We start from the raw sequence: 24,695 nt of genomic DNA on the forward strand, positions 1-24,695 counted from the left end.
TCAGACTGCCCACCAGACGCAGGTCTCGCCGGGGATACGGACCGCCGCGCCGGAGAACTCCAGCGCCGCAGAGGACAGCACCGGACGGCCCGGCACGGGCAGCTCGGCCTCGGTCGCCAGGGTGTTCAGGGTGCAGACGAGCCCCGGGCGGCCGAAGGACAGCACCCCCTCGGGCGTCGCCAGCCACTCCATCTCCCCGTCGCCGAGGCCCGGCAGCTCCTTGCGCAGCGCCAGCGCCGAGCGGTACAGCTCCAGAGTGGAACGCGGGTCCCCGCTCTGCGCGGCCACCGAGAGACGGCCCCAGGACTCCGGCTGCGGCAGCCAGCTCCCGCCGGGCCCGAAGCCGTACGGGGCCTCGGTGCCGGACCACGGCATCGGCACCCGGCAGCCGTCCCGCATACCGTCCTGGCCGTCGCCCCGGAAGAAGGCCGGGTCCTGGCGGACCGTGTCCGGCAGATCCTGCACCTCGGGCAGCCCCAGCTCCTCGCCCTGGTAGACATAGGCCGAGCCGGGCAGCGCCAGCGTCAGCAGCGCCGCCGCGCGGGCCCGGCGCAGCCCCTGCTCGCCGCCGCCGTAACGGGTGGTGTGGCGGACCACGTCGTGGTTGGAGAGCACCCAGGTGGTGGGCGCGCCCACGGAGGCCGTCGCCGCCAGCGAACCGTCGATGACCCGGCGCATGGCCGTCGCGTCCCAGTCGCAGGTCAGGAACTGGAAGTTGAACGCCTGGTGCAGCTCGTCGGGGCGGACGTAGAGCGCGAGCCGCTCGGAGCTGGGGGCCCATGCCTCGGCGACGCCGATGCGCTCGCCCTCGTACGAGTCGAGCAGCGTCCGCCAGGAGCGGTGGATCTCGTGGACGCCGTCCTGGTCGAAGAAGGGCAGCACCTGGGCGCCGATCAGCTTGGCCTGCTCGCTGAGCCCGATGTCCGGCAGCCCCTCGGCCTTCACCATGCCGTGGGCGACGTCGATACGGAAGCCGTCGACGCCCAGGTCCAGCCAGAAGCGGAGGATCGAGTCGAACTCCTCGCGGACCTTGGGGTGGTTCCAGTCGAGGTCGGGCTGCTCGGAGGCGAAGAGGTGGAGGTACCAGTCGCCCGCCTCGGTACGGGTCCACGCCGGGCCGCCGAAGACGGACTCCCAGTCGTTGGGCGGCAGTTCGCCGTCGGTCCCGCGGCCCGGCCGGAAGTGGTACAGCGCGCGCTCCTCGCCCCCGGCGAGCGCCGCCCGGAACCAGGCGTGCTGGTCGGAGGTGTGGTTGGGCACGATGTCGACGATGATCCGCAGCCCCAGCCGATGGGCCTCGCGCACCAGGTCGTCGGCGTCGGACAGATCGCCGAACAGCGGGTCGACGGCCCGGTAGTCCGCCACGTCGTAGCCCCCGTCGGCCTGCGGCGAGGCGTAGAACGGGGTGAGCCAGACGGCGTCCACGCCCAGCTCCGCCAGATAGGGCAGCCGGCGGCGGATGCCGCGCAGATCGCCGATGCCGTCGCCGTCGCTGTCGGCGAAGGAGCGTACGTACACCTGATAGATGACGGCGTCCCGCCACCAGCCGGCCGAGTGGGCGGCGGACTGGTCACGGAGAGTGGGAGCGAGCTCCTGGGTCATGTACGTTCCCCTGAAAGTCATCAAATACGTTGTCATGCTGGCATCTGTCGGGAGTGATCCCCGTGATACCGCCTGTGGAGGAGATGTCTGCGTACGGGATGTTTTCCCGGTACGGGGACGTTCTCCCCGGTGTGCTCCTGGTCGACGCGTCCCGGGCACGTCCGGGCTGTCCGACCGGAAGCGCGACCGGGGCGCGTGAGCGGGCTCTCAGCCCTTGGTGCCGCCCGCGGTCAACCCGGCGACGAGGTGTCTCTGGGCGAAGAAGAAGAGCAGTGCGGCGGGCACCATGATCAGCACCGAGGACGCCGTCATCAGACCCCACTCGGCCCGGTGCGGGCCGACGAAGGTCTGGAGGCCGACGGCCAGCGTGTACTTGGTCTCGCTGCTCATGAACTGGGTGGCGAAGGCGACCTCGCCCCACGCGGTGAGGAAGGTGTAGAACGCGGTCACCGCGAGGCCCGGCCGGGCCAGCGGCACGACCAGCCGCCAGAAGGTGCCGAAGGGGCTGAGCCCGTCGACCCGTCCCGACTCGTCGATCTCGGTGGGGATGGTGTCGAAGTACCCCTTCAGCATCCAGGCGCAGAACGGCACGGACACCGAGCAGTAGGTGATGATCAGACCGCCGTAGCTGTCCAGCAGCCCCAGCGCGCCCAGGATGTTGTAGAGCGGCACGATGAGCACGGCCACCGGGAACATCTGGCAGACCAGGAAGGTCCACATCAGCGGCGCGTGCCCGGGGAACCGCATCCGGGACAGGGCGTAGCCCGCGCTCGCCGAGATCAGCACGCCCACCAGCATGGTGCCGCCCGCGATGACGACGGAGTTGAGCATCCAGGTGAGGAACTCGGTCCCGCCCAGTACATGGGTGTAGTTGGAGAGCGTAAAGCCCTCCATCTCCATGGGGTGGGTCCAGCCGTTCTCGCCCCGGATCGACACCAGCACGATGAAGACGATCGGGAAGAGCGCGATCACCGTGGCGGCGATCAGGGCGGAGTGCAGGGCGAGCGAGGCGGCGCGGGAGCGCTCCTCACGGCCGCGCGGCCGGCGCGGGGCGGCGCTCGCGCCGGTGGTCCCGGCGCGGCGGGGGGTCGCGGCCCGGTCCGGAGCCTGGGGGGTGGTCACTGGGCGGCCTCCTGACGCTTGAGCATCCCTCGGTAGAACACGGAGAACACCAGGAGCAGGGAGAGGATCACGATGCCGTAGGTGGCGGAGCCCGCGTAGTCCCGTACGCCCTGGAAGGCGAGGCGGTACGCGTAGGTCACCAGGATCTCGCTCTCGGTGCCGCCGGCCTGGCCGATCACCAGGAAGATGATCGGGAACATGTTGAACGTCCAGATGGTGCCGAGCAGGACGATGGTGGAGCTGACGGGCCGCAGCCCCGGGAGGGTCACGTTCCGGAACCGCTGCCAGGGGGAGGCCCCGTCCATCTCGGCCGCCTCGTACAGCTCGCGCGGGATGGACTGGAGACCGCCGAGGATGGCGACCATCATGAACGGCACCCCGAGCCAGGTGTTCACGGCGATGACGGAGAGCTTCTGGACGAAGGGGTCGCCCAGCCAGTCCACCGGTCCCACGCCGACCTTGCCCAGCAGGGCGTTCAGCACACCGTTGTTGGTGTTGTACATCAGCTTCCAGGCGAACGCGGCGACGAACGCCGGGACCGCCCAGGGCAGGATCAGCAGCACCCGGTAGACCGAGCGGCCCTTCAGTCTGCGGTTGAGCATCAGCGCGAGGCCGAGGCCGATGGTGTAGTGCAGGAAGACACAGCTCGCGGTCCAGGCGAGGGTCCAGCCGAGCCGGGGGTAGAAGGAGCCCTCCTGCCCGGAGAGGATGTGCCAGTAGTTGTCGAGACCGACGAACGAGTAGCTCGCCGGGACCTCGAAGTCACCGATCACCCGGCCGATGTTGGCCTCGTTGGCGTCGGTGAAGGAGAGGTAGACGCCCCGGCCCAGCGGATAGCCGACCAGCACGGCGAGGACGACCACCACGGGCAGGACCATGGCCCACGCGTACCAGTGGGTGGCGAAGGACCGTCTGGTCCTGGCTATGAGGGTGCTCATCACTCTCCGATGTGCGGGTGGAGCGTCTTGGGGCGGGGCGGACCGGTCCGGCCGGCTGGGCGCGTGGGAATCCGTCCCACGCGGTGGCGGGGCGGCTCCCTCAGCCGGCCGGACCGGGGTCTGGGGCGCCTCCCGCGCGGTCACCGGGCACACAGCGGGTGGCCGTACGGGAGGCGCCGGGGGCTCAGCCGACCGTGTAGTCCTTCAGGAGCTTGGTGTTCCACTCCTTCGCCAGCGCCTTCAGCCCGTCCTCGGGGGAGACGTCCCCGCGCAGGATCTTGACGTAGTGCTGGTCGAACGCGACGAACAGATCGCCCACGCCGGGGATGACCGGGCGGGACCTGGAGACGCTCAGCGCCTGCTGGAACGCCTTCTTCGCCGGGTCGGCCGTGACCGCCGCCGTGTACGCGGAGGTGCGCGTCGGAAGGGTGTTGATCTCCTTCGCGGTCAGCTCCTGGCTCTTCGCGGAGGACATGAACTTCACGAAGAGGTAGGCGGCGTCCTTGTTGCCGGAGCCCCGGTAGACGGAGTAGTTGTGGCCGCCGATGGGGGCCGCCGCCTTGCCGGTGGAACCGGCCGGGATATTGGCGATGCCCAGGTTGTCCTTGTTCTTGAACGCCTTGCCGCCGTAGCTGTCGGAGACCGACCACGGACCGTTGACGATCATGGCGACCTTGCCGTCCTTGAAGGCGGTCTGGGCCGCGACATACCCGTCGGTCGTCGCGGGCTTCAGCGCCACGTCGGACTCGGTGAGCTGAAGCGCGGTCTCCATGGCCTTCACGCCCTCGGGCGAGGCGACCGTGATCTTCTTGCCCTCGACGTCGAGCATGTCGGCGCCCTCGCCGTACAGGAACGGCAGCGAGAAGTAGCCCTCGGGGTTGAGCATGGTCCCGGTGACACCGGTCTTCTGCTTGATCTTCTTCGCCGTGGCGATGAACTCGTCCCAGGTCGCCGGGGGCTTCGCGATCCCGGCCTCCTGGAAGACCTCCTTGTTGTAGAGCAGCCCCAGAGTGTCGGTGACCTGCGGGACACCGACCGTCTCGCCGTTCCACTTGGCGGTGGAGAGCGGGCCGGGCAGGAAGTCCCCGACGTTGTCCAGGGCGGGGGTGCCGTCCAGCGGCTGGAGGTAGCCCAGGTTGGCGAACCCGGCGGACCAGCCCACATCGGTACGGATGACATCAGGGGCGCCCTTGCCCGACTGTGCCGCCGTCTTGAACTTCTGCTCCGCCTGGTCGAACGAGACCGAGGTCCGGTCGACCTTGATCTTGGGGTATTCCTTCTGGAACGCGGCGACGAGCTTGTCGTACGTGGGGCCCTCGGCCTCGTTGGACGTGTCCCACCAGGTGATGGAACCCGAGACGCTCTGCGGGTCCTCGGCGGCCTTCTTGCCGCTGCTGTCGCCGCTGCCGCCGTCGTTGCCGCCGCAGGCGGTGGCGGTCAGCGCCAGCACGCCGGCTATCGCGGCAACGGTGATGCCCCTGCGCATGTGAACTCCTCATTGAGGTCAGGCCCTGGCCTGTCCCTCGGGCCGGGCTGCGGCGTGAAGTTAACAGCCTTGCAAGACTTTGCGAAAGACCTTGCAGAATAAAAACGGCAAGATTTCGAGGTTGTGACCTCCTTGTGTCCTCTGGATGTCGTAGGGGTTGACCTCCCGTCGACGCTCTTTTACGGTCTGCTGCCAGGCGGCCGACGGTTTCGCCGCAAGAACCTTCAGGAAACTTCAAGAGCCTTTCAGGGCATGGCGCGTTGTCTTACGAGGCTGTTGGTCCCCGGCCGGACGCCGGGGGCACCCGCACACATCCCCCACCCGTGCACAGCGTTGTGCAGGAGGAGATATGGCCAGCAGACCTCTGGCAGCCGCGCTCGCCCTCGTGGCGGGCGCCGCGGCTGCCGTCATGGCGCCCGCGGGCACCGCGCAGGCGGCCCCGCCGGGAGCGAAGGACGTCACCGCCGTCCTGTTCGAGTGGAAGTTCGCCTCGGTGGCGCGTGCCTGCACCGAGCGCCTGGGACCGGACGGCTACGGCTATGTCCAGGTCTCCCCGCCCCAGGAGCACATCCAGGGTCCCCAGTGGTGGACCTCCTACCAGCCCGTCAGCTACAAGATCGCGGGGCGGCTCGGGAACCGGGCCGACTTCGCCGCGATGGTGAACACCTGTCATGGGGCCGGGGTCAAGGTCGTCGCCGACGCGGTGATCAACCACATGGCCGCCGGGGACGGGGTCGGCACCGGCGGCTCCCCGTACACCAAGTACGGCTACCCCGGGATCTACTCCGGCTTCGACCTGGACGACTGCCGCAGCGGCATCGTCAACTACCAGGACCGCTGGCATGTCCAGCACTGCGAGCTGGTCGGGCTCGCCGACCTCGACACCGGCGAGGAGTACGTCCGCGGCCGGATCGCCGCCTATCTGAACGATCTGCTCTCGCTCGGCGTGGACGGCTTCCGCGTCGACGCCGCCAAACATATGCCCGCCGCCGACCTGGCGAACATCAAGTCCCGGCTGACCCGGCCCGATGCCTACTGGAAGCAGGAAGCCATCCACGGCGAGGGCGAGCCGATAGCCCCCGGCGAGTACCTGGGGACCGGCGATGTCCAGGAGTTCCGGTACGCACGGGACCTCAAACGGGTCTTCCACGGCGAGAAGCTGGCGTATCTGCGGAACTACGGCGAGGGCTGGGGGTATCTGCCCTCGGACCGGGCCGGGGTCTTCGTCGACAACCACGACACCGAACGCCTGGGCGACACCCTGAATTACCAGGACGGCGCCCTCTACACCCTCGCGAACGTCTTCATGCTGGCCTGGCCCTACGGCGCGCCCGATGTCCACTCCGGCTACGAGTGGACCGACAAGGACGCGGGCCCGCCGAACGGCGGCCGGGTCGACGCCTGCTGGCAGGACGGCTGGAAGTGCCAGCACGCCTGGCCGGAGATCGCGTCCATGGTCGGGTTCCGCAACGCCGCGCGGGGCGAGCCCGTCACCCACTGGTGGGACAACGGCGACGACCGGATCGCGTTCGGGCGCGGAACAAAGGCGTATGTCGCGATCAACCGCGAGGCACAGCCCCTGAACCGGGAGTTCCAGACCGGGCTGGCCGCCGGTGTGTACTGCGACGTCCAGTCGCGCCGGTCCGTCACCGTCGACACGGCGGGCCGCTTCACGGCGAGCCTCGCGCCGAACACGGCGCTGGCGCTGCACACGGCCAAACGTTCCTGCGCCTGACCCCGGGCCTGCCCCTCCTCCGCCCCGCCCGCTCCGGGCCGGGCGCCCCATGAAGCAACCCTCACGTGGGAGACATCTTGATACGCCCCAGAACGGCGGCGGTCGCGCTGACCGCCGCCCTCTGCGCCACGCTGCTGCCCGGCGCGCCCGCCGTCGCGGGTGCCCCGCAGGGCGCGGCGCCCCGGCCGCCGTCGGACGGGAGACTCGCCGCCGAGGCGGCCCGGCACGATCTGACCAGGGAGCAGTTCTACTTCGTCCTGCCGGACCGGTTCGCGAACGGCGACCGCCGCAACGACCGGGGCGGACTGCCCGGCGACCGGCTCAGCACCGGGTACGACCCCGCCGACAAGGGCTTCTACCAGGGCGGTGACCTCAAGGGGCTCACCGAGCGGCTGGACTACATCAAGGGCCTCGGCACCACCGCCATCTGGCTCGCCCCGATCTTCAAGAACCGGCCCGTCCAGGGCACCGGCAAGGATGTGTCCGCCGGGTACCACGGCTACTGGATCACCGACTTCACCCAGGTCGACCCCCACTTCGGCACCAACGCGGAGCTGACGCGGCTGATCGACAAGGCGCATGCCAAGGGCATGAAGGTCTTCTTCGACGTCATCACCAACCACACCGCCGACACCGTCGACTACGCGGAGAAGACGTACGGCTACAAGCCGAAGGGCGCGTTCCCCTATCTGGACCGCGCGGGCCGCCCCTTCGACGACAGCGCGGGCATGCGCCCGGTGGACCGGGACTCCTTCCCGTACACCCCGCGCCCCCGGGACGAGGGCAAGGTGCCCGGCTGGCTCAACGACCCGACGATGTACCACAACCGGGGTGACTCCACCTTCGCCGGGGAGAGCGCCGAACACGGCGACTTCTCCGGGCTGGACGATCTGTGGACCGAGCGGCCCGAGGTCGTCCGGGGCATGGAGCGGATCTACCAGAAGTGGGTCGAGGAGTTCGACATCGACGGCTTCCGGGTGGACACCGTCAAACATGTCGACATGGAGTTCTGGACCCAGTGGGCCACCGCCCTCGACGCCTACGCGGCGCAGCGCGGCCGGGACGACTTCTTCATGTTCGGCGAGGTCTACTCGGCGGACCCGGCGCAGACGGCGCCCTATGTCACCCGGGGCCGGCTGGACTCGACCCTCGACTTCCCCTTCCAGGACGCGGCCCGCGCCGTCGCCTCGCAGGGGGCGTCCGCCGAGCGGCTCGCCAAGGTCTTCGCCCAGGACTACCGCTACACCACCGACAAGGCCAACGCCTATGAGCAGGTGACCTTCCTCGGCAACCACGACATGGGCCGGATCGGGACCTTCCTGAAGCAGGACAACCCGAAGGCCGACGACGCCGAACTGCTGAAGCGCGCCCGGCTCGCCAACGAGCTGATGTTCCTCTCACGCGGTAACCCGGTGGTCTACTACGGCGACGAGCAGGGCTTCACCGGGGCGGGCGGCGACAAGGACGCCCGGCAGCCGCTGTTCGCGTCCACGACCCCCGACTATCTGGACGACGACCAGATCGGCACCGACCGCACCCACGCCGCCGACGCCTACGACACCGGCCACCCCCTGTACCGTTCGATCGCCGCGCTGGCGGAGCTCACGAAGGCGCACCCGGCGCTGCGGGACGGCGTCCAGCAGCAGCGGTACGCCGAGGGCCCCCTCTACGCCCACTCCCGCACCGACGCGAAGCGGCGCACCGAGTACGTCGTCGCCGTCAACAACGCCACCGCGCCCCGCACGGTGGAGCTGACCACCGGCACCGCGAACGCGGCCTTCCGCACCCTGTACGGCGGTGACGCCACCGTCCGCAGCGGAGCCGACCGCCGGATCACCGTCACCGTTCCCGCGCTGTCCACCGTGGTGCTCCAGGCGGACCGGCGGCAGCCGCTGCCCACCGGGCGGCCGGTGATCGATCTGCGGGTCCCGGCCGCCGGGGCCACCGGCACCGTCGAGATCGGCGCGGACACCGACGGCGGCCGGCTCGGCCGGGTGGTCTTCGCCGCCCAGGTCGGCACCGGCCCCTGGCGGGTGCTCGGCTCCGCCGACCACGCCCCCTACCGGGTCACGCAGCACCTCGGACCCGAGGTGAAGGCCGGAACGCCGCTGCGGTACAAGGCCGTCGTCGTCGACGCCGCCGGACGCACCGCCTCCGCGACCGGCTCCACCACCGCCGGAGCGACCCCGCCGCCGCGGAAGCCGGTGGCCGTCGAACGGGACCGGGCCGTCGTCCACTACCGCCGTGCCGACGGCGCGTACGAGGGCGCCCGGCTGCGCACCCCGTACGGCACCGCGCCCTTCGCCGGGCGGGACGCCTACGGCGCGTTCGCCTGGGTGAAGCTGCCCGAGGGCGCGTCGACCGTTCCGTACACCGTCGAGAAGGACGGCACCGCCGACGGCCCCGAACGCACCATGGACCTCTCCCGTACCGGGCAGGTCTGGGTCGAGCAGGGCAAGGACGGCCAGGCCGACCGGGCGCCCGACGGGGTCTACCCGCCGCAGGACAAGGGCAGGGCGATCCTGCGCTACCACCGGCCCGCGGGGGACTACGAGGGCTGGGGCCTGCACACCTGGACCGGCGCCGCGAACCCCACCGACTGGTCGAAGCCGCTGATGCCGGTCCGCACCGACGCCTACGGCGCGACCTTCGAGGTCCCGCTCGCGCCCGGCGCCACCTCGCTCAGCTACATCCTCCACAAGGGCGACGAGAAGGACCTGCCCGGCGATCAGTCCCTCGACCTCGCCACCCACGGCAACGAGGTCTGGCTGCTGGCCGGGCAGCCGAAGTATCTGCTGCCGCAGGCCGGGGCCGTCCCCGCGCTCGACCTCGGCAAGGCCGAGGCCCAGTGGATCGACCGGAACACCGTCGTCTGGAAGGTCAAGGCCACCGACGCCACCAGCCAGCAGCTCGTGTACGCCCCCGAGGGCGGCATCGAGGTCGTGGGCGGCGCCCTCAGCGACGAGGGCCACTGGCTGCGGCTGACCCCCGGCACCCTCACCGGGGCGCAGCGGGAGAAGTTCCCGCACCTCAAGGAGTATCCGGCGTTCACCGTCGACGTCCGCGACCGCGACCGGGTGAAGGACGCCCTGCGCGGACAGCTCCTCGCCACCCAGCGGGCCGCGAACGGGGCGCTGCTGGCCGCCACCGGGGTGCAGATCCCCGGGGTCCTGGACGACCTGTACGCGGCGAAGGCGTCGAAGGCCGCCCTCGGCCCCGTCTTCGACCGGCGCGGAGTCACCCTCTCCGTGTGGGCGCCCACCGCCCGCACCGTCGCCCTGGAGCTGGACGGCCGCACGGTCCCCCTGCGCCGTGACGGCGACAGCGGCATCTGGTCCGCCACCGGGCCGAGGAGCTGGCAGAACCAGCCGTACCGCTACCGGGTCACCGTCTGGGCGCCCAGCGTGCGCAAGACCGTCGTCAACCGGGTCACCGACCCCTACTCCACCGCCCTGACCACCGACTCGGTCCAGAGCCTCGCCGTCGACCTGCGCGATCCGAAGCTCGCCCCCCAGGGGTGGAAGACGCTGCGGAAGCCCGCCGCGACCCCGCTGCGGGACGCCCAGATCCAGGAACTGCACATCCGGGACTTCTCCATCGCCGACCGCACGGCGAAGCACCCCGGGCAGTACCGCGCCTTCACCGACCGTACGTCCGACGGCATGAGGCATCTGCGCAAGCTCGCCGACGCCGGGGCGTCCTACGTCCATCTGCTGCCCGCGTTCGACATCGGCACCGTCCCCGAGCGCCGCCGCGACCAGCAGCGGCCCGGCTGCGACCTCGCCTTTTACGCGCCCGACTCCGAGCGGCAGCAGGAGTGCGTGGCGAAGACGGCGGCGAAGGACGGCTACAACTGGGGCTACGACCCGCTGCACTACACCGTCCCGGAGGGCTCCTACGCCTCCGACCCGGAGGGCACCCGCCGCACCGTCGAGTTCCGCGAGATGGTCGCGGGCCTCAACGCCACCGGGCTGCGCACCGTGATGGACGTCGTCTACAACCACACCGTCGCCGCCGGACAGTCCGAGAAATCGGTGCTCGACCGGATCGTCCCCGGCTACTACCAGCGGCTGCTCGCCGACGGCTCCGTCGCCACCTCCACCTGCTGCGCCAACACCGCGCCGGAGAACGCGATGATGGGCAAGCTGGTCGTCGACTCCGTCGTCACCTGGGCCAGGGAGTACAAGGTCGACGGCTTCCGCTTCGACCTGATGGGCCACCACCCCAAGGCGAACATGCTCGCCGTCCGCGAGGCGCTGGACGGGCTGACCCCCGCCGAGGACGGCGTCGACGGGAAGAAGATCCTCCTCTACGGCGAGGGCTGGAACTTCGGCGAGATCGCCGACGACGCCCGCTTCGTCCAGGCCACCCAGAAACATATGGCCGGAACGGGGATCGCCACCTTCTCCGACCGGGCCCGGGACGCGGTGCGCGGCGGCGGGCCCTTCGACCGGGACCCCGGGGTGCAGGGCTTCGCCTCCGGCCTCCACACCGACCCCAACCCGGCGGCCGACAACGGCACCCCGGCCGAGCAGAAGGCCCGGCTGCTGCACTACCAGGACCTGATCAAGGTCGGTCTGACCGGCAACCTCGCCGGGTACACCTTCACCGACACCAAGGGCCGCACCGTCAAGGGCTCCGAGGTCGACTACAACGGGGCGCCCGCCGGATACGCGAAGGACCCGGGCGACGCGCTCGCCTACGCCGACGCCCACGACAACGAGACGCTGTACGACGCGCTCGCCTTCAAGCTCCCGAAGGACACCTCGGTGGCCGACCGGGCCCGGATGCAGGTCCTGGCCATGGCGACGGCGACCCTCTCCCAGGGCCCCGCGCTCTCCCAGGCGGGCACGGACCTGCTGCGTTCCAAGTCGCTCGACCGCAACTCCTACGACAGCGGCGACTGGTACAACGCGATCCACTGGGACTGCCGGGCCGGGAACGGCTTCGGCCGGGGGCTGCCGCCCGCCGCCGACAACCGGGACAAGTGGGGCCACGCCCGGCCGCTGCTGACCGCGCCGGGGCTGACGCCCGGGTGCGCGCAGATCGACGGCGCCGCCGCGGCCCACCGCGATCTGCTGACGATCCGCGGCACGGAACGGGCGTTCTCGCTGAGCACGGGGGAACAGGTGCAGTCCGAGGTGTCCTTCCCGCTCTCCGGGCCGGAGGAGACCCCCGGTGTGATCACCATGCGCGCCGGTGACCTGGTGGTGGTCTTCAACGCCACGCCCCAGCGGCAGACCCAGCGGATCGACGCGCTCGCGGACCGCGGCTACCGGCTCCACCCGGCGCAGGCGCGCGGCTCCGACGCGGTGACGCGGACCGCGTCGTACGAGAAGGGCGCCTTCGAGGTGCCCGCGCGGACGGTGGCCGTCTTCCGGCGCGGCTGACGGCGCCACGGGCGCTCCGGAGCCCCCGGGGGCCTTCCGGAGCCCCACGGGAACGTTCCGGTGCGACGAGGGCCCGCCCGCCGTGATCCGATCACGGCGGGAGGGCCCTCGTACCGTTTCCCGCCCCGCGTCAGGAGCCGGAGCCGGAGCGCGGCAGCGGCACCCGGGCCATCACGGTCGGCGCGACCGCCGTCAGCCGGGTCACCAGCCGCCCCAGCGGGCCGTTCAGCGGCTCGTGCTCCAGCATCCCCGCGACGACGGCGGCCATCTCGTCGTCGTACGCGGCACTCACCGCGCACAGCGCCGCCAAGTCGTGCACGAGCTGCAACTCCAGCTCGGCCCGGGGGATGCGGCGCCCGTCCAGCCACAGCAGCGCGGTCGACTCGGCCAGCGACACCCACGAGCGCACCACCAGCGACAGCCGCACCGGTGGCTCGTCGATGCCGAGATGCGACAGGATCTGCTCGTACGCGGCCTGCCGTACCTCGTCGATCATCGCGTTGGCGGTGGACGAGCCGACGGCGGGCCCGCCCCGCATCAGCGCGGAGAAACCGGGCCCGTGATCGTCGACGAAGTCGAAGTACCGCCCCATCACCCGGAGCAGCCGGGCCCCGAGCGGGCCCTCGCGCGGCTCCTCGAAACGGGTGGCCAGCTCCTCCGCCGCCCGCCGCAGCGCCGCCTCGTACAGGCTCTGCTTGCCGGGGAAGTAGTGGTAGACCAGCGGCCGGGAGATCCCGGCCGCCGTCGCGATCTCGTCGATCGACACCTCGTCAGGGGAGCGGGCGCTGAACAGGTCCAGCGCCACACCGATCAGCTGCTGTCTGCGCTCCTCGACGCCCATCCTGCGGCGTACCCCGGTCGTCATGGCATCAGCCTATCGACTGGTTTTCGCTCACTTGTTCTCACCTTCTCCTCGGCCTGTCCGTGCCCCGTCGGCGGACCAGCGGCTGAAGAGCACCGTGCCGCGCGCCCCGCTGCCCCCGTTCGTGGCCGTCATGAACAGGCCCACATCGGCCACCGCCGCCGCGCCGGGCGCCGTCACCGTCCCCACGGAACGCCAGGTGAGCCCGTCGTCGAGGGAGAACTCCCCGCTGAACGCGGTGCCCGCGCCGCGCCGCAGCCGCAGCGTCACCGGGGCGCGCACCCCCGTCACCCGGCGGTAGGTGTCCAGGGAGCCGTCGCCGTTGGAGTCGTACGACAGCACCACTCCCTGACCCGGCGTCACCGCCAGATTGACGAAGCCCGCGCCACCCGGCGCCGACAGATCATTGCGGACCACGATCCCGCACCGCGCCCAGGTGCCCGTGTTGTCCTGGGCGTCCACCCGCACCACCACCGCGCTTCCCGGGGTCAGCGCGCCCTTGCGGTACACCGTCCCGAAGTGCGCCGTGCCCCGCCACAGGTCGTTGCCCGCGCCGTTGACCGCGAACTTCTCCCCGAGCTGGCCGAAGACGGCCGCGTTGTTGGTGTACGTGAGCCAGCCGGGCTCCAGCGGCGCCGTCAGATACAGCGAACCCGGCTGCGCCACCGTGACCGGGGCCGCGCCGCTCGGCCCGTACTCCACCGCCAGCCGGTACGGCAGCGCCCGCAGCGGCTCCGTCAGCGTGCCCGCCGGGGCGGTCACCCGCCAGGAGACCGAACCGGAGCCGCCCGCCGGTACGGCGGGGAGCGCGGCGGGCCCCGAGGGCTCGGGAGCGACCTCGTCGGCGGTCAGCGCGAACCCGACCCGGCCGGTGCCCCGCAGCCCGTTGAGGTTCCGGAACGTGGCCGTGACCGTGGCGCCGCCCCCGGGCCGCAGGGCGGGCGGGTCCACCGCGACCGTGGTGAGCCCCTGGTACGGGGCGGCGGCCAGGGTGTCGTGCACCCGCTGCGCCACCTTGTGCACATCGCCCGTGGGCCGGACGGGATAGGGGCGGCGGTCCTTCGTCCAGGTCTCCTCGCCGGGGTACCAGTCGATGGCCTTCGGCGCCCGGCCCTCCGCCAGCGCGGTGGCGACCTCGGTGAAGTACTGCTCCCACTGCGGGACGTGGACATCGCCGATGAGGCCCTGCCAGTCCCGGTTGGCGTAGTTGCTCAGCTCGACCGCCGCGGCCCGGTCGCCCCAGGTGGTGATCAGCACCCGGGCGGTGCGCTCCAGCTCCACCGCCTCCTCGGTGCTGGTCGCGAAGCGCTTGGCCTCCTCCAGCCAGGGGCCGAGGAGGAACGCCTTGTGGCAGCCCGCGACGGTGTCGGCGAGCCGCATCAGCCGCAGCCACAGCGCCGCGACCCCGCGGAAGGCGGTCACGTCCTTCGTCGCGTACGCGGCCCGCAGCGCCAGTTGCAGGGTGCGCGAGCGCAGCGCCAGCGCCTGCCGGGCCAGGTCGGTCAGGTCGTAGCGGTAGGCGTCGGAGCCGCGCAGCTCCTCGTTCACCCGCAGCAGCGCGGCGAATCCCCGGTCGAAGGCGGCCTGGTCGAAGGCGGTCGCGACGGATGAGGACATGCTCGGGCGGCGTAGGAAGAGCGAGTCGATGGGGCGGCCGTCGGTGGTGGTGAGCTGGTACGCGGTACCGGCGAGGGCGGCGAACGCCTCCTCGGCCGCCGGGTCCTTCGCGCCGTAGCGGAACTGTGCGTACCCGGCGAACCAGGCCGAACGGTCGATCTTCTCCCGGCGCCAGGCCAGCTCGGTGAAGAGCTCCAGCGCCGCCGGGTCGCGGTCGGCGGCCTCCGGCATGTAGGCGGTGCCGACCAGGGCGCTGTTCGGCTTGTCCCGCCAGGCGGTGAACTTCTCCGTCCAGCGGTCGGTGTTGGCGCCGATGGTGGTGCGCCCGCCGAAGTTGGGGATGGTGCCGAAGGCGTACGGGGCGCCGCCCCACTCGGCCTCCCGGTCCCGGACCGTGTCCAGGTCGGAGAGGCCGTCCACGATGAGCACCTTGCTGGTGTCGATCGCGTCCAGCAGCGCCGGGCGGGGGTTGGACTGCCAGCCGAGGATCACCCAGGTCGCCGCGGGGCGGGCGGCGCGCAGCGCGGTCTCGACCGCGCGGGCCGCGTCGGGCACCGGGACGTCGCCCGGGGTGCCGCCCTCGTGCAGCAGATCCATCTTGAAGTGGTCGATCTCGCCGAACAGCTCTTCCTGGTGGCGGTAGTAGGCGGCGGCGATTTCCGCGAAGACGGGGGTGCGGGGGTCGAGCCAGTCGGGGCGGGGGAGCCCGTTCCAGACGCCCTGGGGGATCACCCGGGCGCCCGGGTTGCGGGCGACGAAGCCGTCGGGGACGGTGCCGAAGTAGCCCGGCACCACCGGCCGCATCCCGAGGCGGCGCATCCGGGTCACGATCCGCTGCCCCAGCTCGATCCGCCGGTCCAGCAGCGCGGGGGAGACGGGGCCGCCGTATTCGCTCATGTTCTGGAGCAGCCACCAGGGCTGGTGGGAGGGGGCGGGCAGCCAGGTGCGGGCCTCGGAGTCGGTGTAGCCGAAGTCCAGCAGCAGCCGGTGGTAGACGGCCTCCTGACCGGGGGTGACGAGGACCTCGTTGCAGCCGTGCAGGGCCAGGACGTCGAGCAGCCGCTCCCAGCGGGCCCAGTCGGCGTAGGGGCCGGTGTACCCGTCGTGGGTGTCGTTGTACGCGAAACGGTGCGGAACGGTCGCGGAGCGCTCCAGGGGCGCGGCGGGGGCGGGGAGGCGGTCCGGCAGGTCGAGCTGGCTGCCGGACCAGGAGATCATCGCGTGGCAGACGTACTTGAGGTACCAGTGGGCCCCGGTGAGGAGCACGGCGGGCGAGGTCCCGGCGACCTCGATCCGGCCGCTGGAGCCGGTGACCCGGAACCGCTCGGCGCCGTCGAGCGCCCGCAGCCGGAACTGGCCCGCGTGCCGGGGGAGCAGCCGCCGCAGCGCGGAGGCTGCGGGAGCGGTGTCGAAGGGGGTGGCCCGGGCCTCCGGTGCCCTGCCCGGCGGTCCGGCCGGGGCGGCCACGGCCGGGTGGGCGTGGCCGACGAGGGCGGTGCCCACGCCGATCGCCCCTGCCGTGCCCAGCATTCTGCGTCTCGACGGCTCGTACATCAGCGCCTCCGTGTTACCCACGTCACAGCCGGTGTATGCGTGGCGCAGGTTACCCGTCGGGCGCCCCCGTCGAACCACGTCGCGCGGGCGCGGTGGCCGGATGCGGACGAATGTGGACACCGGGGTGGTTCGTACTGCCGTCGGAGGAGGGCGAGTTGCGCGCCCGGGGCCCTCCGCCGGGCCTTCCGTCGCCGGGGCCCCCGGTCGGCGTGGCGCGCCGCCCGAACTGCGCCCCGACCGGGGGCAGATAGCACCCCGCCCCCACGGTGACGCATGTCCCCCCTGTCGCCCCGCCCCGAACCCCCACCCCGCAGAGGTGACCGATAACGCCCCTACGCTTTCCGGCCATACCTACTCATTCCAGCCACCACCTCGCCTCCGCACCTCCGGAGACGCGTGACCGCCTGCGGCTGCTCCGGCGGTGGCCCTTCGCCCCCGGGGTGACGGTCCCCTCCCTTCCGCCGCGGCGGTGCCGTTCCCGGGGCCGGTGGTGGTCGGGCACCGCCGGGTGCCTTGGCGGTGCGTCCCGCCGTTGCGGCGGAAGGAAGGAGCGGTGCTCCTTTGCCTCCGGGGCGTGGTGGCCCCACGTTGTCCGCTGTGGTGGTGCGGAGGCGCCCCTTCGCCTCCGGGGCGGTTGGGAGGGGTGGCGGGGCCGACCCGTCCAGCCCGCCGCGGCGGTGGGCAACCGCATACGGCCGTGCGGCCTGGGGGTGCTTGGAGGGGCCCGCCCATCCGAGCCGCCGTGGCAGCGTCAGCCGTGGTCGAGGTAGGCCAGGACCGCCAGCACCCGGCGGTTGTCGTCCTCGGAGACCGGCAGGCCCAGCTTGGCGAAGATGTTCGACGTGTGCTTCGCGACGGCCCGCTCCGTCACCACCAGCCGGTCCGCGATCGCCGCGTTCGACCGGCCCTGCGCCATCAGCTCCATCACCTCCCGCTCCCGCGGCGTCAGCCCGCCCATCGGCCGGTCCTGGGAGCGCCGGGTCAGCAACTGCGAGATGACCTGCGGGTCCATCGCCGTACCGCCCGCCGCCACCCGCCGTACCGCGTCGATGAACTGCTCCGCGTCGAAGACCCGGTCCTTGAGCAGATACCCCACCCCGCCCGCGCCGTCGGCCAGCAGCTCCCGCGCGTACAACTGCTCCACATGCTGCGAGAGCACCAGCACCGGCAGCCCCGGCCGCGCCCGCCGCGCCGTCAGCGCGCACTGGAGCCCCTCGTCGGTGTGGGACGGCGGCAGCCGCACGTCCACCACGGCAACGTCGGGCTCCAGCTCCGCGAGCGCCCTGCTCAGCTCCGGCCCGCTCTCGACCGCGGCCAGGATCTCGCAGCCGTACGCCTCCAGCAGCCGCACCAGGCCGTCGCGGAGCAGGAACAGATCTTCGGCTAGGACAACGCGCAAGGGATCTCCATGGTGACCATGGTGGGACCGCCGACGGGAGAGCTGACGGCCAGGACGCCGTCGAATGTACCGAGCCTGCGTTCGACCCCGCTCAGCCCGGTACCGGAACCGTCCGCCCGCGCGGCGGGCCCGGCGACCGCCCCGCCCCGCCCGTTGTCGGTCACCGCGATCCGCAGCGCCCCGTCCGCGTACGAGACGTCCACCCAGATCCGGTCCCCGCCCCCGTGCCGGACCGCGTTGGTCAGCACCTCGCTCACCGCGAAGTACGCCGCCGACTCCACCGGTGCCGCCGCCCGCCCCGGCAGCTCCACGTCCACCTCGCAGCCGACCGGCAGCCGCAGCGCCAGCGCCCGCACCGCGTCCCCGAGGCCCCGTTCCGCCAGCACCGGCGGGTGGATGCCCCGGACCAGGTCCCGCAGTTCGGTCAGGGCCTCCGCCGAGGACTCCCGCGCCATCGCCAGCAGCTTCCGCGCCTGCGCCGGGTCCTTCTCCAGCAGCGCCTCGACCGTGCCGAGGCTCATCCCCACCGCGACCAGCCGGGCCTGCGCCCCGTCGTGCAGATCCCGTTCGATCCGCCGCAGCTCGGCCGCCGAGGTGTCCAGCGCGGTGTGCCGGGTCTCGGTGAGCCGGTCGATCCGTTCCACCAGCTCGGTCTCGCGGTCGGGGCGCAGCACGGCGGCGGTGAGCCGGAAGTGGGCGCCGATCAGCGCCGGGTTCCACCACAGCGCGACGGCGAGGAGGGCGAGCCCCACCAGCCCGGCGAACCCCGCCCCGGTCCCGTTCTCCACCGGGACGAAGGTGTACCAGTACGCTCCGCCCTCGGCCCGGACGATCGGCTTCCAGAGCCCTCCGGCGAGCAGCAGCCCGAACACCCCCTCGACGACGAGCGCCGGTGCGAGCATCGCGACGACGGGTGCCCCGGTCGCGTCCACCAGCAGCCACCGGACGTCCCGCCAGGTCGCGGGGTCCTTCAGCATCAGTGTGCAGCGCTCGACCTGCCCGGTGGGCCCGCCGCGCACATCGTGGGGGAAGGGCCGGTAGGACACCGGTATCCGGATTCCCTGCCACCGCTCGGCCAGGGCCCGCCGGTGCAGCGCGTGCGTCCGCACCAGCCGCAGCACGGCCGGGGTGGTGAACACCCCGAGGCCGATCGGGATCAGGGCGAGGGAGACGAGCGTCAGCGACAGCAGGACGACCGAGCCGGTCAGCCCCATCAGCGCCAGCGCCAGTCCCTGGGCCCCGGCCACCGCGGCCCTGCGTACCCTCATTCCGTCCACCCCTCGTTCCCGTACACCGTGTCGCGTACACCGGCCTCGTCGCCGACGGTCGTGCCCGCCGGCCGGGACCAGTCTCCATCGCGGCCCCGGCCGCGGGCACGGGGCCCCGGCACCGGACGGGGGTGTACCTGGCACCACCGTCCGGGGCTCGCCCTACGGCTCCGGGGAGGGGGGCTGGTCGGCTGGGGCGTGCCGCCGCCGCTTCCTACGGTCGTCCTCGTAACCGACCGGGCCCCGCCCGGACCGACCCTGGGGGCGACCATGAGACGAAATCCCGCGGCCCGCATCGGTGTGTGGAGCGCACACCACCGGAAGGCCGCAGTCCTCGGCTGGCTGCTGTTCGTCCTGCTCACGGCGGGACTCGGCGCCGCCGCAGGCTCCGTCGGACTGAGTCCGTCCGCGTCGGGCGCGGGCGAGTCGGCCCGCGCCGACGCGATCCTCGCGGACGCCGGTCTGGAGCGGCCCGCGGGCGAACTCGTCCTGATCGCCGCCGACCGCCCCGACGGCTGGAAGCGCGCGGCGGCCGACCTGATCGCCGCCGCCGGCGCCACCGGCCTGCCGGTACGGGGAACACCCCCGCCCGTCCCCTCCGCCGACGGCCGGGAGGCGCTGCTCAGCCTGACCCTGGCCGGGGACCGCGACTCCGCCGCCGACCGGGTGGGCCCGCTGCTGGACGCCGTCCGCTCCGTGGACCGCGCCCACGACGGCGTCGAACTCCACCAGTTCGGCGACGCCAGCTCCGAGCGCTGGCTGAACGACCTGCTCGCGGACGACTTCGTCAAGGCCGAGCTGACCGCCGTCCCGCTCGCCCTCGGCATTCTGCTGGCCGTCTTCGGCGCGGTCGTCGCCGCGCTGCTGCCGGTCGTGCTCGCGCTCACCGCCTGCGCCGCCGCCTACGGGCTGCTCGCGCTCGTCAGCCACCAGTTCGCCCTCCTCCCGACCGCCTACTCCGTGATGTTCCTGATGGGGCTGGCCGTCGGCGTCGACTACTGCCTGTTCTATCTGCGCCGGGAGCGGGACGAACGAGCCGCCGGACGGGACCCGGAGACCGCGCTCCGGATCGCCGCCGCCACCAGCGGCCGGACCGTCCTCGTCTCCGGGGTGACCGTCATGGTTGCCATGGCCGGGATGTTTCTCTCCGGTCTGGCGATCTTCGAGGGCTTCGCGCTCGCCACCATCCTCGTCGTGTTCATCGCGATGCTCGGCTCGGTGACCGTGCTGCCCGCGCTGCTCTCCTGGCTGGGCGACCGGGTGGAGGCCGGGCGGATTCCCTTCCTGGGCCGCCCGCGCGGCACCCGGGCCCCGTCGCACGGCACCCGGGCGCGGCGGCGTTCCCGCGAGGGCTCGGCGAGCCGGTCCCGGGGCGCCGGGCGCCGGGGCCGTTCCGGCGGCTCCGGCCGGGAGAGCGGCGCCGTCGCCGGAGCCGTCCTCGGCCCGGTGCTGGCCCGCCCCAAGCTGTTCGCCGCCCTCGGCGCCGCCGTCCTGCTGGCGCTCGCCGCGCCCGCCCTCGGGATGCGGACGGAACAGCTCGGCTGGCAGAAGCAGTTCGGCCCGGACGCCCCGCTCTCGGTGGCGTACGGCAGGATCGCCGCGTCCTTCCCCGGCGGCCCCGAGCCCGCGCGGGTCGTCGTCAAGGCCGACGACATCACCGCGGCGCCGGTGCGCACGGCCCTGGCCCGCTTCGAGAAGGTCACCGTCCACCGGGACGAGAACATCGCCGAGATCGCCGTCCCGCTCGCCGGGGACGGCACCGACCGGCTCTCCCGGGAGGCGCTCGCCGAACTCCGCGAGGAGACCCTGCCCGCCGCCTTCGGCTCCACCGGCGCAGAGGTGCGGGTGACCGGACAGCTCGCCGGTTCCGTCGACTTCGACGAGCGGCTGCGGAGCGGCATCGTCCCGGTCCTCGCCTTCATCACCGGCGTGACCTTCCTGCTGATGCTGTTCTGCTTCCGCTCCTACGCCGTCGCCCTGACCTCCATCGTGCTCAACCTGCTCTCCGTGGCCGCCGCGTACGGGGTGATGGTCGCCGTCTTCCAGCACGGCTGGGGCGCCTCACTGCTCGGGACCCAGGCGGTGGGCGCGGTCCAGAGCTGGCTGCCGCTGTTCGTCCTGGTGGTCCTGTTCGGACTCTCCATGGACTACCACGTCTTCGTCGTCTCCCGGATACGCGAGGCCCGCGACCGGGGCGCCGCCAACCGGGAGGCGATCCATGAGGGCGTGCGCCGCACGGCGGGCGCGGTCACCGGAGCGGCGGCGATCATGGTCGCGGTCTTCGCGGTCTTCGGGACGCTGTCCATGCAGGACATGAAGCAGATGGGAGTGGGCCTCGGGGTCGCGGTCCTGCTGGACGCGACCGTCGTCCGGATGGTGCTGCTGCCCTCCGTGATGGCCCTGCTCGGGGAGCGCAACTGGCACACCCCGCGGCTGCTGCGCCGACTGCCCGCGCTGGAGCACGGCGACGAGGGCGACGACCGCGACGAGGGCCACGCCGGAGGCCGTGACGGCGACGGCGGCGGTACCGCCGGGGCGCACGGCACGGAGGGGACCCGGGGACCGGCGGCCCTGGTCTGACCGCGTCCGCCGTGCGGGCCCGCGCTCCCCGGGGCGGGCCCCGCCGGGTCACAGCCCCAGGACCCGGGCCTCCTTCCCCCGTTCGAGACCGCGCGTCCGGCGCGGGGCCCGCCGGGGCCGGGCCGGGTCCTCGGTCCGCATCCACTCCCAGGTGTCCGCGACCGTCTCCGCGACCGGACGGCAGCGCAGCCCCGCCGCCAGCGCCCGGTCCACGGACAGCCCGTAGACGGTGTGGTACAGCTCCGGCAGCTCCTCGCGGGGGACCCACACCGGCAGCTCGGTCCAGGGCTCGATGCCCGCGTCCAGCACCGTCCGCGCGTCCGTCCAGCGCAGCTCCGCGTCGGAACCCGTCACCCGGGCGCAGGCGGTCAGGAACTCCTCCATGGTCGCGTGGCCCGTTGCGCCCGCCAGGTTGTACGGGCCGCTCAGCCCCGCCCCGGCCGCGTCGAGCGTCCACGCGGCGAGATCGCGGATGTCGAGGTACTGGAGCGGGGTGTCCCGGGGGCCGGGGGCGAGCACCGGGCCGCCCTCGTCGATCCGCCGCAGCCACCACGGCAGCCGGTCCACGTTCTCCCACGGGCCCAGCAGCAGCCCCGCCCGGACGAACAGCGAGCGCTCCGCGCCGAACGCGTCCAGGACGGCCAGCTCCCCGCCCCGCTTGGCCTGCGGATAGGGGACGTCGTCCGCGTCCGGGTCGCCCTCCACCAGGGGGGCGCTCTCGTCGTACCCGGGCGCGGGCGGCCCGGCGTACACCGAACAGCTCGACACATAGACGTACCGGTCCACGCGGTCCCGCAGCAGCCGGGCCGTGTCCCGGACCGCCCGGGGCGCCGCCGCCCAGGTGTCCACGACGACGTCCCACCGCTCTGCCGCCCCGTCCGCCCCGTCCGTCCTGCCGGTCCCGGCCGTCCTGTCCGTCCTGTCCGTCCTGTCCGTCCTGTCCGTCCTGTCCGTCCCGCCGGTCTCCAGCGCGGCGAGGCCGCCCGCCGCGGTCCGGTCGCCGACGAGGGAGCGCACCCCCTCGGGGACGGGCCGCGTCCCCCGGTTGAAGACCGTGACGTCCCAGCCGCGCGCGAGGGCCGCCGCCACGACGGCCCGTCCCGCGAACTCCGTTCCACCCAGCACCAGTAGTCTCATGCGTCCGACTCTGCGTCCCGGAGCCCCTTGCCGACCAGCTATTTCCGCTCCGGGGTGAAGGGCTCCGCCCGCAGCGGAAACGGGAACTCGGGAACTCCGGACGGGCGGCCCGGCCTCCGGCGCGAAGGGCGCCCAGCGGGACGGCCGGTGCTGTGCCCGATACCCAGTGGTACGACCGGTGCTGTGGCGACTGGTGTTGTTCCCCTCGGCCGGTCCGGCCGGTGGTGTTGTTCCGCTCAGCCGGTCCGGCCGGTGGTGTGACCGCCGTCCACCCGCAGAACCTGCCCGGTGACGAACTCCGCGCCCGCGATGTACAGCACCGCCTCCGCCACCTCCCCGACCTCGCCCAGCCGGCCGAGCAGCCCCACCGAGGCGTACCGCTCCTCGGCCCCGCGGCCGAGCGTCCGCGTCCTGATCACCCCGGGGGCCACCATGTTGACGCGGATGCCGTCCGGCGCCAGCTCGGCGGCGAGCGCGGTGGTGAGGGCGTACACGCCGCCCTTGCCCGCGGACGGCGCGGAACACGGCAGCGCGCCGACGGAGTGCGACGCCAGCGCGGAGCCGATGACGACGACGCTGCCGCCGCGCCCCTGCTCCCGCATCCGGCGCACCGCCGCCTGGGTGGTCAGATAGGTCCCCTTCAGCCCGCCCAGCAGAAAGCCGTCCAGCTCCTCCTCGGTGACCTCCGTGAACGGGGTGGAGACGAACGCGCCCGCGTTGTTCACCAGGACGTCCACCCCGCCGAAGCGCTCGACGGCGGTCCGCACCAGCGCCTCGCCCGTCGTCGCCGCGCCGATGTCGCCCGCGACCTCGGCGACCCGCTCCGGCCGGCCCAGGGCGCGCGCCGCCCCGTCCAGCTTCCCGGGGTCGCGCCCGTTGAGCACCACCCGGGCCCCGCCGTCCAGAAAGCCCCGGGCGATCCCGAGGCCGATGCCGCTCGACGCGCCCGTGACGATCACCGTCGAGTCCGTGAAGTCCCGCATCGTCCACCGCTCCTCTTCGCCGTGTGCGTTCCCGCTGCTCGGCCCATCCTTCCCGGGCGGCGCCCGCGTCACCGCGACGAAGATCGAATCCTGTGATAATCCCCGCTCATGACCGTGGATCTGCGCGATCTCGAACTGCTCGCCGCGACGGCCGAGTTCGGCACCCTCTCCGCCGCCGCCGAACGGCTCCATGTGACCCAGCCCGCGCTCAGCCAGCGGCTCGCCCGGCTGGAGGACCGGCTCGGCACACCGCTCTTCGACCGGGTGGGCCGACGGCTCGTCCCCACCGCCGCCGGGCGGCGCATGCTGGTGGCCGCCCACCATGTCCTGCGGGAACTGGGCTCGGCCCGGCAGGATCTGCGGGAGCTGCGCGAGGCGCGTGAGCGGCGGGTGCGGTTCGCCGCGCAGCACGGCAGCCCCTGCCACTGGCTGCCGCCGGTCATCCGCGCCTTCCGGGGCCGCCACCCGGACGCCGAGGTGCGCATCGAGACCCTGCCCGACGACGCCCCCGTGCCCGCGCTGCTGGCGGACCGGGTGGACGTCGCCCTGGTGGGCGACCCGGACACCGGGGACGGGCGGATCAGCCTCACCCGCCTCTTCGCGGACGAGCTGGTCGCGGTGGTCCCCGGCAGCCACCCCTGGGCCGCGCTGCCGCATCTGCGCGCCGAGGACTTCGGCACGGCCCACCTCCTGCTCCCGGACCTCTACGACCGCAGCCGCATCCCCCCGGTCCCGCTCCCGCTCCCGAGGGCGGCCCGCCCCGCCCGGATCACCACCATGCCGGTGACCACCGACCTGGTGATCGAGATGGTCGCGGCCGGTCAGGGCGTGACGGTCCTCCCCGACCGCGTCGCGACCCCCTACACCCGCACCCGCGACCTCACCCGGGTCCGCATCGGCCCCACCCCGCTGACCCGCACCTGGTACTGCGCCACGAGACGGGGCCCGAGACCTCCCCGCACCGACGCGTTCGTGGAGGAACTGACGACCTGTCTCCGCCGCTGACGCGGCCCGGCCCCGGC

At 72.8% G+C, this 24,695-nt stretch carries 13 protein-coding genes and 1 pseudogene; 4 read left to right on the top strand and 10 right to left on the bottom strand.

Annotation, left to right across the window (positions count from 1 at the left end; all coding sequences use genetic code 11):
* The 4 genes from CRV15_RS21100 to CRV15_RS21115 form a co-directional block, all read right to left on the bottom strand.
* Positions 1–1,602 (bottom strand): glycoside hydrolase family 13 protein, encoded by a 1,602-nt coding sequence (locus tag CRV15_RS21100; protein WP_009995996.1) that lies wholly within the window; start codon positions 1,600–1,602, stop codon positions 1–3.
* Positions 1,603–1,809: 207 nt separating this feature from the next.
* A complete protein-coding gene (locus tag CRV15_RS21105) occupies positions 1,810–2,724 on the bottom strand; it encodes a sugar ABC transporter permease (RefSeq protein WP_003956574.1) in 915 nt (304 codons plus the stop codon).
* On the bottom strand, positions 2,721–3,662 hold the full coding sequence (locus CRV15_RS21110) for a carbohydrate ABC transporter permease (RefSeq protein ID WP_003956573.1): 942 nt from the start codon (positions 3,660–3,662) through the stop codon (positions 2,721–2,723). Before CRV15_RS21110 ends, CRV15_RS21105 begins: the two co-directional genes overlap by 4 nt.
* A gap of 184 nt (positions 3,663–3,846) precedes the next feature.
* Positions 3,847–5,148 (bottom strand): extracellular solute-binding protein, encoded by a 1,302-nt coding sequence (locus CRV15_RS21115; RefSeq protein ID WP_003956572.1) that lies wholly within the window; start codon positions 5,146–5,148, stop codon positions 3,847–3,849.
* A gap of 349 nt (positions 5,149–5,497) precedes the next feature.
* Here CRV15_RS21115 and CRV15_RS21120 point away from each other — a divergent pair.
* Both CRV15_RS21120 and pulA read left to right on the top strand, forming a co-directional pair.
* Positions 5,498–6,877 (top strand): annotated as a pseudogene (locus tag CRV15_RS21120) (alpha-amylase); the annotation flags it as partial.
* A gap of 71 nt (positions 6,878–6,948) precedes the next feature.
* Positions 6,949–12,273: a pullulanase-type alpha-1,6-glucosidase gene (pulA, locus tag CRV15_RS21125; RefSeq protein WP_003956570.1), complete on the top strand. Its 5,325-nt coding sequence runs from the start codon at positions 6,949–6,951 to the stop codon at positions 12,271–12,273.
* A 130-nt stretch (positions 12,274–12,403) separates the two neighbouring features.
* On the opposite strand, the gene CRV15_RS21130 is transcribed toward pulA, so the two are convergent.
* The 4 genes from CRV15_RS21130 to CRV15_RS21145 form a co-directional block, all read right to left on the bottom strand.
* On the bottom strand, positions 12,404–13,138 hold the full coding sequence (locus CRV15_RS21130) for a TetR/AcrR family transcriptional regulator (protein WP_003960264.1): 735 nt from the start codon (positions 13,136–13,138) through the stop codon (positions 12,404–12,406).
* A 27-nt stretch (positions 13,139–13,165) separates the two neighbouring features.
* On the bottom strand, positions 13,166–16,306 hold the full coding sequence (locus tag CRV15_RS21135; RefSeq protein WP_044972166.1) for an alpha-N-acetylglucosaminidase: 3,141 nt from the start codon (positions 16,304–16,306) through the stop codon (positions 13,166–13,168).
* Between the two features lie 751 nt (positions 16,307–17,057).
* Positions 17,058–17,705 carry a LuxR C-terminal-related transcriptional regulator gene (locus CRV15_RS21140; RefSeq protein WP_003960262.1) on the bottom strand — a complete coding sequence of 216 codons (648 nt, stop codon included), beginning with the start codon at positions 17,703–17,705 and terminating at the stop codon, positions 17,058–17,060.
* Positions 17,690–18,973, bottom strand: a complete 1,284-nt coding sequence (locus CRV15_RS21145) for a sensor histidine kinase (RefSeq protein WP_003960261.1) — start codon at positions 18,971–18,973, stop codon at positions 17,690–17,692. Before CRV15_RS21145 ends, CRV15_RS21140 begins: the two co-directional genes overlap by 16 nt.
* 270 nt (positions 18,974–19,243) lie before the next feature.
* On the opposite strand from CRV15_RS21145, the gene CRV15_RS21150 reads away from it, so the two are divergent.
* Complete coding sequence (locus CRV15_RS21150) at positions 19,244–21,553, top strand: MMPL family transporter (RefSeq protein WP_174391373.1); 2,310 nt, start codon at positions 19,244–19,246, stop codon at positions 21,551–21,553.
* A gap of 48 nt (positions 21,554–21,601) precedes the next feature.
* On the opposite strand, the gene CRV15_RS21155 is transcribed toward CRV15_RS21150, so the two are convergent.
* Positions 21,602–22,690 carry an NAD-dependent epimerase/dehydratase family protein gene (locus CRV15_RS21155; protein WP_003960259.1) on the bottom strand — a complete coding sequence of 363 codons (1,089 nt, stop codon included), beginning with the start codon at positions 22,688–22,690 and terminating at the stop codon, positions 21,602–21,604.
* A gap of 236 nt (positions 22,691–22,926) precedes the next feature.
* Positions 22,927–23,673, bottom strand: a complete 747-nt coding sequence (locus CRV15_RS21160; RefSeq protein WP_009995983.1) for an SDR family NAD(P)-dependent oxidoreductase — start codon at positions 23,671–23,673, stop codon at positions 22,927–22,929.
* A gap of 108 nt (positions 23,674–23,781) precedes the next feature.
* Here CRV15_RS21160 and CRV15_RS21165 point away from each other — a divergent pair, with 108 nt between their 5' ends.
* Entirely contained in the window at positions 23,782–24,678 is an 897-nt protein-coding gene (locus CRV15_RS21165) for a LysR family transcriptional regulator (protein ID WP_003960257.1), read from the top strand.
* The last annotated feature ends 17 nt before the right edge of the window (positions 24,679–24,695 follow it).

This window comes from Streptomyces clavuligerus, assembly GCF_005519465.1.
Classification (GTDB): Bacteria; Actinomycetota; Actinomycetes; order Streptomycetales; family Streptomycetaceae; genus Streptomyces; species Streptomyces clavuligerus.